Source organism: Arthrobacter sp. E44 (genome assembly GCF_041877125.1).
Lineage (GTDB): Bacteria > Actinomycetota > Actinomycetes > Actinomycetales > Micrococcaceae > Arthrobacter.
On sequence record NZ_JBHDJA010000013.1, the window covers coordinates 58,466 to 70,630 of the forward strand.

The window sequence follows — 12,165 nt, forward strand, 5'->3', positions numbered from 1 at the left end:
ATGACTTACACCCCCGCAGACAGCTTCACCACCCGCCCCACCCTCCAGGGCACCTTCGGCATGACCGCCTCCACCCACTGGCTCGCCACCGCCTCCGCGCAGGCCGTGCTGGAACGCGGCGGCAACGCCTTCGACGCCGCCGTCGCCGGCGCCTTCGTCCTGCACGTCGTCGAACCCCACCTGAACGGCCCCGGCGGGGACATGACCGGCGTGTTCGTCACGGCGGAGAACCCGTCCGAACCGGTTGTGCTTATGGGACAGGGCCCTGCCCCCGCCGCCGCGACCCGCGAGCACTACCTGGCCGAAGGGCTGGAACTGGTGCCCGGCGCCGGCGCGCTCGCCGCCGCGGTGCCGGCCGCCGTCGACGCCTGGCTGCTGCTCCTCCGGGACCACGGCACCTGGGAGCTGGCGGACGTGCTGGCCTTCGCCATCGGCTACGCCCGCAACGGGCACCCGGTGGTGGGCCGCGTGGGGAGCACCATCGAAACCGTCGCCGACCTCTTCACCGAGCACTGGCCGACGTCGGCCGCCCTGTGGATGCCGGACGGGAAGATTCCCGCCGCCGGAGACATCATCAAGAACCCGGCGTACGCGAGCGTCCTGGACCGGCTCGTCGCCGCCGGAGAAACGGACGCGGCAGCGTCGCGGGAAGCACGCATCGACGCCGCCCGCCGGGAATGGGGCGAGGGATTTGTGGCCAAGGCAGCGGTCAAATTCCTCGCCACGCCCCACCGCCACTCGTCCGGCGCCGATCATGCTGGCGTCATGACCGAAGCTGACTTCGTCGGATTCTCGGCCGGCTACGAACCCGCCACCACCATCGAGTTTCGCGGCCACACCATCGCCAAGACCGGGCCCTGGGGGCAGGGGCCGGCACTGCTGCAGACCCTCGCCATCCTTGAAGGGTTCGACGACGAGCGGCTGGACCCGTCCACGGCCATCGGCGCGCACACCATTCTTGAGGCGCAGAAGCTCGCCATCGCGGACCGCGAGGCCTACTACGGCGACGCCGAGGTGCCGATGGATTACCTGCTCAGCCCCGAGTACGCAGCGGAGCGCCGGAAGCTGATCGGCGAAAAGGCCTCGCACGAATTCCGGCCCGGCAACGTCCCCGGCCACGACCCCTTCGTTCCGCCGCTGCGCACGGAGTACCTCCCGCCGTCGCTCGCGGAAAACGGCCAGCTTGCCTTTGCCGGCGTGGGCGAACCCACCGTCATGCCCACGGGGGAAACCCGCGGGGATACCTGCCACATCGACGTCGTGGACCAATGGGGAAACATGGTTTCCGCAACGCCCTCCGGCGGCTGGCTCCAGTCCTCCCCGGCCATTCCCGAACTCGGCTTCTGCCTGGGTTCCAGACTGCAGATGACCTGGCTGGAGGACGGCGCGCCGTCCACGCTCACCCCCGGCAAGCGCCCCCGGACCACGTTGACGCCCACCCTGGTGCTGAAGGACGGCAAAGCGGTGACCGCCCTCGGTTCCCCGGGCGGCGACCAGCAGGACCAGTGGCAGCTGCTGTACCTGCTGCGCACCATCGTGGGCGGCTACGAGCCCCAGCAGGCCGTTGACGCGCCCTCGCTCCACACCACCTCCATCCCGGGATCCTTCTGGCCCCGCACCTGGACGCCGGGCGGCGCGGTTGTTGAAGACCGCCTGGGCGAGGACGTGATCGCTGAACTGGAGGAGCGAGGCCACGTGGTGACCCGGGCCGGGGACTGGGCACTCGGCCGCCTGTCATCGGTGGTCAGTGACCCCGAAACCGGTGTCCTCAAGGCCGCCGCCAACCCGAGGGGAGCGCAGGGCTATGCAGCAGGACGCTAGGAACGACGGAAACATTCTGCTGTCCGTCCGCGAACTGGAGGTCAGCTACGGCGGCACCCCGGTCCTGGACAGAGTGTCCTTCGACCTGAAGAAGGGCGAGCGGGTGGCGATCGTGGGCCAGTCGGGATCGGGCAAGTCCACCGTGGTGGGCGCCATCCTGGGCCTGCTGTCCGGCTCCGGCCGGATCACCCACGGATCCATCCTGCTCGACGGGGCAGACCTCGCGGACGCGACCCAAAAGGAGCTGCGCGGCATCAGGGGCAAGAAGATCGGCCTGGTCCCGCAGGATCCCATGTCCAACCTCAACCCCTCGATGAAGGTCGGCGCGCAGATCGCCGACGCACTGGCAAGCAACGGCATGCGCGGCCGCGACGCCATCAAGCAGCGCGCCGTGGAACTCATGACGGAAGCCGGCATCCGGGACGCCGAACGCCGCTACAACCAGTACCCGCACGAGTTCTCCGGCGGCATGCGCCAGCGCGTCCTGATCGCCATCTCCCTTGCGGGTGAGCCGGACCTGCTGATCGCGGATGAGCCGACGTCGGCCCTGGACGTCACTGTCCAGCGGCAGATCCTGAACCACCTCCAGACGCTGGTGGATGCGCGGGGCACCTCGCTGCTGTTCGTCACCCATGACCTGGGGCTCGCGGGGGACCGCACGGACCGGATCATCGTCATGGCCGACGGGCGGATTGTGGAGACCGGCACGCCATGGGAGGTGCTGCTGAATCCCCAGGAGGACTACACTCGGCGCCTGGTGGCCGCGGCGCCGTCGGCCAGCCTTTCCGCCGACGCGGCTTCCGGTCCAATTGTTGCTGAAGAGGACCGGCCGGCTCCCGTGCTGTCGGTCAGGAACCTGGCCAAGGAATTCAAGCTCCGTGGCCAGGGCGGGCGCAGGATCCAGGCCGTGGACGACGTCTCCTTCGACGTGCACAGGGGAACCACCACGGCGGTGGTCGGTGAATCCGGATCCGGGAAGTCAACGGTTGCCCGGATCATCCTCGGCCTGGAGACACCCACTTCCGGGTCGGCATTGATCAAGGGGGAGAGCATCGCCACCAGCAATCCCCAGACGCGCCGTGCCCTGCGCCGCATCGCGCAGCCCGTCTTCCAGGACCCGTACGGATCCCTGGACCCGACCTTCAGCATTGAGCGGCTGATCGACGAGCCCCTGCGGATCTTCAAGGTGGGGACGCGGGAGAGCCGGCGTGAACGCGTGGCCGAACTCCTGGACCAGGTGGCGCTGCCGCGGATTGTGGCCCAGCGCCGGCCCCATGAACTTTCGGGCGGGCAGCGCCAGCGGGTGGCCATCGCCCGGGCCCTGGCGCTGGAACCGGAACTGCTGATCCTGGACGAGGCCGTCTCAGCCCTGGATGTGCTGGTCCAGGAGCAGATTCTCACTTTGCTGGGGGACCTGCAGGATAGGCTGGGCCTGACCTACCTCTTCATCACGCACGACCTGGCCGTTGTCCGCCAGATCGCGCACAACGTGGTGGTCATGAAAACAGGAAAAGTGGTGGAAACCGGCAGCGTGGAGCAGGTCTTCATGGCACCCTCGGCCGACTACACCAGGGAACTACTTGGAGCGATACCCGGTGCAGCCTTCGCTAGCTAGCGGTGATCCCACCCCACGGGCCCGCGTCCAGGACGAGATCCGGCGGGACATCATCTTCGGAAAGCTCCCCGCCGGGACACGGATCACCGAGTCCTCCCTGGCCGCGAAATACGGGATTTCCCGGGTTCCGGTGCGGGAAGCGCTGCGGGCCCTTGAGGTGGAGGGCTTCGTTGAGTCGAAGCCCTTCGCCGGGTCCACGGTGTCAGAGATACCGGTGGACGACGCCGATGACCTCTTCGCGGTGCGCGAGGCCCTGGAAGCTGCCACCGCCCGCCGGGCGGCCCGGCGGGCGGCCGCCCAGTTCTCCGCGGGCGGCCCGGATACGCAGTGGTGGGAGACGCGGCGCGCACTGGCCGCGATCCTGGACGAGGGCGATCAAGCGGTGGCAAACGGGCAGGTTGAGCTGCTGCCCGAGCTGAACATCCGTTTTCATCTGGGGGTCGCTGAACTGAGCCGCAGCGCGTCCCTCACGGCGCTGCTCCGCCAGATTTCGGGCAAGATCGAGTGGCTCTACGCCTCCGATGTGGACTCCCGCGGCATCCGGTCCTGGGCCGAGCACCGGGGCATCATGGCAGCGATCGATGCCGGCAACGCGGAGGCCGCTGAACAGGGGATGGCAGCCCACGTCCACGGGTCCAGGTCCGGCTACCTGAGCCGGTTCAAGGAAAAGGACCCACCACCCGCAACGCCAGCAGCGCCGTCGGATGGTCACGCCGCGGAAACTACGGGTTGATTCTCACACCTCAAGGTGGGTTCGCCGGGACTCGAATCGCCGGAACGGTACCGGCTCGCCGGAACGTTCCGGCGGATTGGCACCGATCCGGCGACTTCGCCGGTGCCAAGCTCTCCTGCCTCGCGGTTGAGGTATCGTCCGGCCGGCCACGGAGTGCACGTTTGTGCAAAGCGCCTGTGGGAGGGTGACCAACGCAGGGCCTTACCCAAACTACCTACTCACCAGTAACAACGCTGTGTTCCGAGTCACAAACGAGTCGTGACAGCCGCTGCAGCACCAGACCTTTTCCGCCGCACGTTCGTGCACTTCCGCTGCAGAGGAGCCGCAGCGCTGCCAGCATGGAAAACCCGGGCCGGAACTGATGGACACCCCCAAAACCATCAGCTCCGGCCGTCCCCGAAGACAGACGAACAAAGAGGTTTCCATGTCACTCCTTACCCGGGCCCTTTCCATCGCGGCCGGTACACTCCTCGCCACGTCCCTGGTAACCGCTCCCGCCCATGCCGTTGACGTCTCGCCGCCGGGAGCCAACGACTGGTCCTGTAAACCGTCAGCAGCACATCCGTATCCCGTGGTCCTGGTGCCGGGCACGTTCGAGAGCATGGAGAAGAACTGGTCCACCATGTCTCCGTACCTCAAGAGCCAGGGGTACTGCGTCTTCGCCCTGAACTATGGCCAGACCAACGGCGTCTACGCCACGGCTCCCGTCAAAGATTCCGCCAAGGAACTTGCACCGTTCGTGGACGCCGTCCGCTCCGCCACGGGTGCCAAGCAGGTGGACCTGGTGGGCCACAGCCAGGGCGGCATGATGCCCCGGTACTACATGGGCTTCCTGGGCGGGGCGAAGTACGTCCATCAACTCGTCGGCATCGCCCCATCCAACCACGGCACTGAGGGCGTGATCCTTCCGCCTCCGGATCTGGTGCCCACGCCGGACTACACCGCCGCCGGGTGTGCCGCTTGTGCAGACCAGCAGGCGGGATCGCCGTTCATGCAGGAGCTGAACTCCATCGGCGATACGGTCGCCGGCCCCGCCTACACCGTCATCTCCACCATCCACGACGAGGTGGTGATCCCGTACAACAGCCAGTTCCTGAACGGCTCCACGCGGCAGGTCACCAACATCACCATCCAGGACAAGTGCCCGGCGGACGTGATCGAGCACGACCAGACGCCCAACGATCCCGTGGTGCACCAGCTCGTCGGCAACGCCCTGGCCCAGCCGTCCGGCCCCGCGGACCCGGCCTACCAGCCCGTCTGCCTCTAAGGCGCAGCAGTAGCCGTCTTGGGCTGCCCCCTATGCAGCTGTTACGCATGGGGCGCATGATGACGGCATGAAAAAAGTACTCATAGCCGGTCTCGCAGCGATCGTGATGGTGCTCAGCGCCATCACGATCGCCGTTCCGGGCAACGCTGCCGTTCCCGGCAACGTGTCCGTGCCGTCCTCGCCCATAGCAGGACAAATCATGGTCAAATTCCGGGACAACAGCGCGGCGGCCGGGGTGCTCGGCCAGCATGGGCTGAGCGACGGCCCGCCGATCGGCAGCACCGGCGCGCACCTCATCAAGGTCCCGGCCGGCAGGGAACTCCAACTCGTCGCCGTACTAAGCCGCAACCCCGCCGTCGAATACGCCGAACCGGACGAATTGGTCACCGCCACTACGGCAGACCCGTACTTTGACCGCCAGTACGCGCTCCAGAACGTGGGGCAGTCCTTTACGAACACCGCCGGCACGGTAACGGTGCCCGCTGGCAAGAACGATGCGGATGTGGATGCGGTTGAAGCATGGGGCGTCACCAAGGGGGCCGGTGTCAGGGTTGCCATCGTCGATTCAGGCGTGGCCATCAACCACGAGGACATCTCGTCCAAGGTGGTGGACCGGGCAAACTTCAGCGACACCCAAATCCTCACCCCGGAGGACTACGACCAGTACGGCCATGGCACCCACGTCGCCGGCATCGTGGCCGCCACCGCGGACAACTCCCTTGGGGTGGCAGGTGTATGCCCCGACTGCTCCATCCTCGATGCCAAGGTCCTGAACAGCAGCGGCTCCGGCTCCTCCTCTGGCATTGCCAAGGGCATCGACTGGGCTGTCGGCAAGGGCGCCAAGGTCATCAACATGAGCCTTGGACAGAACGTGTCATCACGAACCCTCGAAGCTGCCGTCAACAACGCCTGGAACCAAGGCGTGGTAATCGTCGCCGCGGCGGGCAACGCCGATACCCAGGCGCAGGTCTACCCAGGTGCATATCCGAACGTCATAGCCGTGGCAGCAACTGACAACAACGACACCAAGGCATCCTTCTCCACCTACGGCAGGTGGGTGGATGTCGCCGCCCCGGGGGTCAGGGTCTACTCCACCCTGCCGAACTATGCGTCGGTCCTGGGCACGCAGAACAACCTGTCACCCGGCTATGACATCCTCAGCGGCACTTCCATGGCCTCGCCCATCGTTGCCGCCACTGCCGCACTCGTGTGGAGTACGCCGTCGGGCACGTCCAATGCATCCGTCCGTACCAAGGTGGAATCCACGGCCGATCCCATCTCCGGTACCGGTTCCTACTGGGCCCACGGCCGGGTGAACGCCTGCAAAGCAGTGGGGTGCACAGCGCCCTGAGCCTGCCGCGTCTTCAATAGGTACCGGCGGGTGTCAGGACTGGCTGTTGCCGGTGCGCGAGCGCCACGCATCGAGCTGCTCGATGGTTTCAGGGTTCTGGTACGCAATCTTCTGGCCGCTGGCCAGCGCAATGGTGTTGCCGTGAATCCTGATGCCCGCCGGGATCTGCCGGCCGCTGCCGCTGGAGCGCACGAAGTTGTCCTTGGCGCCGATGAACTGGTTCCGGGCGATCTCGACGTCGCAGGGCAGCTGCACGTCGTAGGTCAGCAGGTGGGTGCCCATCCCCGCCTGGTCCGGACGGATATTGGCCGCCCAGGAGTACCCGGCGTCGCGGCACTGGTTGTCGGTGAAGGCGCACCGGATGTGTCCGGTGCCCGCAGCCGGCGTTCCGTGGGACCAGATCTCAAAGCTCTGGTTGCAGTTCTCAATGGTGTTGCCCACAAACCGGCAGTCCGTCCAGGCAACCCTGGGCCCCTCGATATTGCCCTGCATCGTGGTGGCCGTGTCGTACGTCTGCCGGATGGTGTTGCCCTGGACCAGCACGTTCGAGCAGCCAATCCAGACCTCAACGCCATTCCCGTAACGCGTTGTGTCCTTGAGCCGCGACCCGCCGATTTCCTCAATCAGGCAGCCGCTGATCTCTGCGTCCTGGATGCCGTAAGTCCTGACGCCGTGGCCGCCGTGGCCAAGGATGTGTACCCCGGAGGTGACGGTGTTGGAGGCCGGCCGCAACCCCTCCTGCTTGACAGCGATCTCCACCCCGGCACCCGGAGATGCCGGTAGCTTCACGTACACGAAGGTGTCGTCGCTGTAGAAGTCCCAGTCCTGCACCAACCCGGACAGGCTCCACCGTTTCCAGCCGCGGATCTCACCGCCGGCCTTCAGGAAGCCGACGTTGGTGGAGGCTCCGTCAGTGTTGCCGCTGAACTGCCCGGACCCTGGCCGCAGGTTGAGCTTCCACACCTGGGGGCTGTGCAGCGTCCAGGCGTCGCTGCTCACCTTGTAGCCGTTGATCTGCGGCAGCGCCCCGGTGCCGTATGAGCTGAGCGTGAAGACCCCGGCGGGACCTTTCACGGCAGGCATTTGGAGCGAGCCCGGGAACACGTCGCCGCGCCGGAGCAGGACCGCGTCGCCGCGGCCCACTTCGCCGGCCTCAAGCGCCGACCGAACGCGCGCGAGCGATTGCCAGGGCGCGTCCTGGGTGCCCGGGCTGGCGTCATTACCGCTGCTGCTCACGAAGCGGGAGTTCGCGTAGGCAGGGGAAGGCTCGGGGGCAGGTGCGGCGGCGGGGAACGGATCAGTTGCACGGGCAATCATGCTGGGCAGGCCGGCAGTTACGGCCGCTGCCCCTATCCACTCCAAAAAGCGCCGGCGCCCAAAGGGGAGGTTTCTTGGAGAAGGCACCCAAAGATTTTACTAGATCCGTGTTGCTCTGGCTGCATGGGCATCAAGCGGAGTAATATTCCTTCGCTAAAGCGTCTCCGGCACCGGCCGCCCCGGGAACAGGGTGGCGTACTGCTTCCGGTACATCCGGCGCCCCACCAGCTTGTAGCCGAGCCGGACCGGGGGAGGGATCTCCTTGAACAGCTCCTTCCGGTCCGCCGGCGGGTTCGTGGCCAGCACCATCCCGAGGTAGCCCACCAGGAATTTCTTGTCGAGTTGCCGGATGCCGTGCTGCCCCGTCTCGTTCATTTCCTTCTCGGTCATCACCCGGTCCGCCACGGGCATCATCTCAGTTACCTCGCGGCGCAGATGCACGTTGAGGACACGGGACAGGTCCTCATACAGCGCGGCCAGCTCCGACGCTGACTCCTCATCCGCCCGGTCCATCCAGCGCAGCCGCACCGGCTCAATCGCCCCAAGCCGCTGCGTCACCTGCCGATGCTGCTCCAGCATCTGCCCCACATGCAGCGCACAGGCCGGCGCCCGCTCCTTCAGCTGCGGATACATGAGCAGGTCCTCGCCTTCGTGGTGGATGTGGAGCACCTTGTCGAAGTTCCCCAGCACTTCCCCCACATAGGCGGCCCGGGCAGTGTCACCGGCACGGACGGAACTCACCAGCCCCGGGGCCTCACCGTAGGCCCAGAGGAAAAAGCGGTGGATGCGCCGCATCCCGGCCGTCCCTGCGCACAGGACAGGTCCTGATGGGAGCGGAGGCGCGGTCTCGCCTGGTTGCATGGTGAAGAAGTCAGTCATTGTGGGCCCCTATTTTTGTCTGTCACTGAGACGAAGGACCTCTCCCCGCGAGCATCGTAGCCCCGGCCACCACGGCGCACAACGGCTTTGCGTAAGTACGACGGCGGCACTCACCGAGGTGCCCGACGTCGTCCTGGCCAGGGGAAACGGGCGACGCCCTGCACCACGGCCTCGTCTTCGCGCACCCGCTCAATCCATTCGGCGAGGAAGGCCTGGACGAGCGCGGGCTGCTCGTGCAGCAGGGCGTGGCCGGCGCGGTTTAGCACGGCAAAGGTGCCCCGCGGGTAGTCCCGCGCCAGTGCCCACCCATCGGCGTATCCGGCGGTGGCGTCCTGCCGCCCCACCAGAACCAGCACGGGATGCGGATACCGCGCTGCCGACTCCGGACGATCCCGCAACTCCCAGCGCGAGAAGATACGGGCCAACCCCGGCTCGTCGACGAGCGATGCCGCAGGAGCCACAAGCTGCCGGAACCGGTTCAGCGTCCCGTCCGTCTGGACCACTTAATAGCTGCGGAAAGAGGCTTCGATCTCCGCGTCGAGGCCGGCGGGATGGGCCGACGACACCAGGACCTGGTGCTTGGGCACGCTGCCGGCATGCGCGCCGACCGGGCAGATCAGGGCAAGCCCGGCCGCCTGGGGCCGCAAATGGGCAACCGCGCGCGCCAGGTACCCGCCGTACGACTGGCCAATGATGAGGAACGGTTCATCACCGATCGTGCTGTCGATGAAGTGCAGCAGGAGGTCCAGCACATCGTCGTTGCTGTTGAGCGAGCGGTGAGCCGGGGTACGGCCCATCCCCGGGAGGTCCGGATACAGGCGCCGGAACCCGGGGATGTTGCCGAACATCGGTTCCAGGCCGCCGGCAATCTCCCGGTGGTCCACGCCGGCGCCGTGCAGCGCAAGGACGGGCGTTCCGCTGCCGTGTTCAACGAAATGGACGGGCACACCCCTCACCACCGCTTCCATCCCGCCAGTGTAGGTTCGGCCGGGACCGTGGGCCAGAGCCGTCATTGGCAGGAAACGGAGCACTTTCGAGGCTCCCGCCCCTACCGGGTTCGAGCATGTGGGGCCAAGATGGCCCGCATGAGAAAACTCTTCACCGCCGGCCTCACGGCAGCACTGATGATGCTTGGCCCCGTCCCGTTTGCCCTTCCCGCCAATGCTGCGGGAGGCACGTCCACTCAGCCCGGGCACATCCTCGTAAAGTTCCACGACGACGGTGCTGCCGCCGGCGCCCTGCACCGGCGCGGCCTGGAGGCCGGCGCGGACGTCGGCAGTACGGGCGCCAGGCTGGTCAGTGTGCCTGCCGGCAGCGAAGGCCGGCTCATCGACGCGCTCAGCCGGGATCCCGCCGTCGAGTACGCCGAAGCGGACCAGCCGGTGGCCGCCTTCACCTCCGACCAGTACTTCCCGCGCCAGTACGCGCTGCAGAACACCGGGCAGTCATTCACCAACACTGCAGGCGACATCACCATCCCCGCCGGCACACCGGACGCGGACGTGGACGCCGTCGAAGCGTGGAACGTGACCACCGGCACCGGCATCAAGGTCGCGGTGCTGGATTCCGGGGTGGCCAGCGACAACCCGGACATCGCCCCCAAAGTGGTGGCCCGCGCCAACTTCAGCGGCTCGGCCACAAAAGCGGGGGACCCCGTGGCCGAGGACTACTACGGGCACGGCACGCACGTGGCCGGCAACGTCGCGGCCACTGTCAACAACACCATCGGCGTGGCCGGGGTCTGCCCGGGCTGCACCATCCTGGCCGGCAAGGTCCTGGACGACAACGGGGTCGGCTCCAGCTCCGGCCTGGCGAACGGCATCAACTGGGCGGTCAGCAACGGCGCCAAGGTGATCAACATGAGCCTGGGTGTGCGGGCATCACGGACACTGGAAACCGCGGTCAACAACGCCTGGAACAAGGGCGCGGTGCTGGTGGCGGCCGCCGGCAACGGCGGGAACCAGACCAAGATCTACCCGGGCGCGTACACCCATGTCATCGCGGTGGGAGCCACTGACAACAACGACGCCAAAGCGTCGTTCTCCACGTACGGCGCCAGCTGGGTGGATATCGCCGCTCCCGGCGTCAATGTCTACTCCACCTTCCCCAACCATCCCTTCGTGCTGGGCACGCAGAACAACCGGTCCCAGGGTTACGACGTGGGCAACGGAAGCTCGATGTCCTCGGCCATCGTCTCAGGAGCGGCGGCGCTCGCGTGGAGCTCGCATCCCGGGGCCTCGAACACCTCCATCAGGGCAGACCTGGAAACCACGGCGGACAAGGTTGCAGGCACCGGAACGTATTGGGCCTATGGCCGGGTGAACGCGCAAAAGGCGGTGCAGTAGTGCAGACGTCGCCACCGCCTAAGTAGTAGATCAGGTGCGCGGGAGGGGCACTTCATCGCCGACCCCCGGCCCGACGTCCTGGCCGGCAAGGCCCTGGAGTTCCTCAGGACTCCGCCCGCTGCTTGACCCCGCGGAGCACGCCGACCTCCATGTAGTGGTGCAGGGGGTCACCGATGAAAAGGTCGACGGCGCGGGCCAGCAGCATCGCGCCGGGCACCTTTTCGAGGGCGAACGCCAGGGCCCGGGTCACCGCAGGAGCATCCGGACCGGCGCCGCGGACTGCGGCACTGAGGTATCCCGGGCCGCGGTACCGGATGATGAAGCGGGTGCGGTCACCCGGCAGCGGCCGCAGGATGAACTGCTCTCCCGCCACCAGATGTTTGTTGGGTTCAAGCTCGGAGACGGTGGAGTAGACGCCGGCGCCGTACGGGACCTTGTCGCCCACTTTAAGGTCCTGCAGCTCCGGGTGGATCCGCGTCGCCGAATGCTTCCCCTCGACGTACCGGGCGTGGAACAGGGCCCGCTCAACCCGGTCATGCGTGTAGAACCCCGCCCGGTAAATTCCCATCTGCACGATCCAGGGCCACACGCGTTCCGGCGGTGCGTCGATGCTGATGGCACGGGTGCTCTGGAATGCAGGGCGGGGCTGGAGGTTGTCGCCGGGCAGGGGCTCCACCGCTTCCGTCCCCTCGGTTCCCCAGCGCAGCATGGCCGGGCGCCACAGGAGATAAGCCATCATCTGGGCGCAGAGCGATACCGCCAGGAACTGCCACCGCCTCTGGCGCCCCGTTCCGCGGCCTGCCCGCCTGGAAAGTAGCCGTCCAGCCATAGCCGCCA

The 12,165-nt window shown here is 67.1% G+C and carries 11 protein-coding genes; 6 read left to right on the forward strand and 5 right to left on the reverse strand.

Annotated elements, in window-relative coordinates; genetic code table 11:
- From ACETK3_RS13060 to ACETK3_RS13080, 5 genes are all read left to right on the forward strand, one after another.
- On the forward strand, positions 1 to 1,821 hold the full coding sequence (locus ACETK3_RS13060; protein WP_237430070.1) for a gamma-glutamyltransferase family protein: 1,821 nt from the start codon (positions 1 to 3) through the stop codon (positions 1,819 to 1,821).
- Positions 1,805 to 3,436: an ABC transporter ATP-binding protein gene (locus ACETK3_RS13065; protein ID WP_237430071.1), complete on the forward strand. Its 1,632-nt coding sequence runs from the start codon at positions 1,805 to 1,807 to the stop codon at positions 3,434 to 3,436. The genes ACETK3_RS13060 and ACETK3_RS13065 overlap by 17 nt, the downstream gene beginning before the upstream one ends.
- Positions 3,417 to 4,169 carry a GntR family transcriptional regulator gene (locus ACETK3_RS13070; protein ID WP_237430072.1) on the forward strand — a complete coding sequence of 251 codons (753 nt, stop codon included), beginning with the start codon at positions 3,417 to 3,419 and terminating at the stop codon, positions 4,167 to 4,169. Before ACETK3_RS13065 ends, ACETK3_RS13070 begins: the two co-directional genes overlap by 20 nt.
- 424 nt (positions 4,170 to 4,593) lie before the next feature.
- Positions 4,594 to 5,436 carry a triacylglycerol lipase gene (locus tag ACETK3_RS13075; protein WP_236801416.1) on the forward strand — a complete coding sequence of 281 codons (843 nt, stop codon included), beginning with the start codon at positions 4,594 to 4,596 and terminating at the stop codon, positions 5,434 to 5,436.
- Positions 5,437 to 5,503: 67 nt separating this feature from the next.
- Positions 5,504 to 6,787: a S8 family serine peptidase gene (locus ACETK3_RS13080; RefSeq protein ID WP_237430073.1), complete on the forward strand. Its 1,284-nt coding sequence runs from the start codon at positions 5,504 to 5,506 to the stop codon at positions 6,785 to 6,787.
- 33 nt (positions 6,788 to 6,820) lie between these two features.
- Here the strand turns inward: ACETK3_RS13080 and ACETK3_RS13085 are convergent, their stop codons facing one another.
- From ACETK3_RS13085 to ACETK3_RS13100, 4 genes are all read right to left on the reverse strand, one after another.
- Positions 6,821 to 8,191, reverse strand: a complete 1,371-nt coding sequence (locus ACETK3_RS13085) for a right-handed parallel beta-helix repeat-containing protein (protein WP_237430074.1) — start codon at positions 8,189 to 8,191, stop codon at positions 6,821 to 6,823.
- Positions 8,192 to 8,257: 66 nt separating this feature from the next.
- The gene (locus tag ACETK3_RS13090; RefSeq protein ID WP_237430075.1) at positions 8,258 to 8,983 is read right to left on the reverse strand and encodes a hemerythrin domain-containing protein; all 726 of its coding nucleotides are present in this window, start codon (positions 8,981 to 8,983) and stop codon (positions 8,258 to 8,260) included.
- 110 nt (positions 8,984 to 9,093) lie between these two features.
- A complete protein-coding gene (locus ACETK3_RS13095; RefSeq protein ID WP_306969265.1) occupies positions 9,094 to 9,486 on the reverse strand; it encodes an alpha/beta fold hydrolase in 393 nt (130 codons plus the stop codon).
- The gene (locus ACETK3_RS13100; protein ID WP_236801421.1) at positions 9,487 to 9,951 is read right to left on the reverse strand and encodes an alpha/beta fold hydrolase; all 465 of its coding nucleotides are present in this window, start codon (positions 9,949 to 9,951) and stop codon (positions 9,487 to 9,489) included.
- Positions 9,952 to 10,068: 117 nt separating this feature from the next.
- On the opposite strand from ACETK3_RS13100, the gene ACETK3_RS13105 reads away from it, so the two are divergent.
- Complete coding sequence (locus ACETK3_RS13105) at positions 10,069 to 11,328, forward strand: S8 family peptidase (RefSeq protein WP_236801422.1); 1,260 nt, start codon at positions 10,069 to 10,071, stop codon at positions 11,326 to 11,328.
- A 103-nt stretch (positions 11,329 to 11,431) separates the two neighbouring features.
- On the opposite strand, the gene ACETK3_RS13110 is transcribed toward ACETK3_RS13105, so the two are convergent.
- On the reverse strand, positions 11,432 to 12,157 hold the full coding sequence (locus tag ACETK3_RS13110) for a hypothetical protein (protein WP_236821543.1): 726 nt from the start codon (positions 12,155 to 12,157) through the stop codon (positions 11,432 to 11,434).
- Positions 12,158 to 12,165 lie beyond the last annotated feature (8 nt).

What these genes read in the sequence shown, in the direction of transcription:
- ACETK3_RS13110 (WP_236821543.1), bottom strand. Translation starts at nt 12,157, where the DNA reads ATGGCTGGACGGCTACTTTCCAGGCGGGCAGGCCGCGGAACGGGGCGC.
- ACETK3_RS13105 (WP_236801422.1), top strand. Translation starts at nt 10,069, where the DNA reads ATGAGAAAACTCTTCACCGCCGGCCTCACGGCAGCACTGATGATGCTT.
- ACETK3_RS13060 (WP_237430070.1), top strand. Translation starts at nt 1, where the DNA reads ATGACTTACACCCCCGCAGACAGCTTCACCACCCGCCCCACCCTCCAG.
- ACETK3_RS13075 (WP_236801416.1), top strand. Translation starts at nt 4,594, where the DNA reads ATGTCACTCCTTACCCGGGCCCTTTCCATCGCGGCCGGTACACTCCTC.
- ACETK3_RS13080 (WP_237430073.1), top strand. Translation starts at nt 5,504, where the DNA reads ATGAAAAAAGTACTCATAGCCGGTCTCGCAGCGATCGTGATGGTGCTC.
- ACETK3_RS13065 (WP_237430071.1), top strand. Translation starts at nt 1,805, where the DNA reads ATGCAGCAGGACGCTAGGAACGACGGAAACATTCTGCTGTCCGTCCGC.
- ACETK3_RS13100 (WP_236801421.1), bottom strand. Translation starts at nt 9,951, where the DNA reads ATGGAAGCGGTGGTGAGGGGTGTGCCCGTCCATTTCGTTGAACACGGC.
- ACETK3_RS13090 (WP_237430075.1), bottom strand. Translation starts at nt 8,983, where the DNA reads ATGACTGACTTCTTCACCATGCAACCAGGCGAGACCGCGCCTCCGCTC.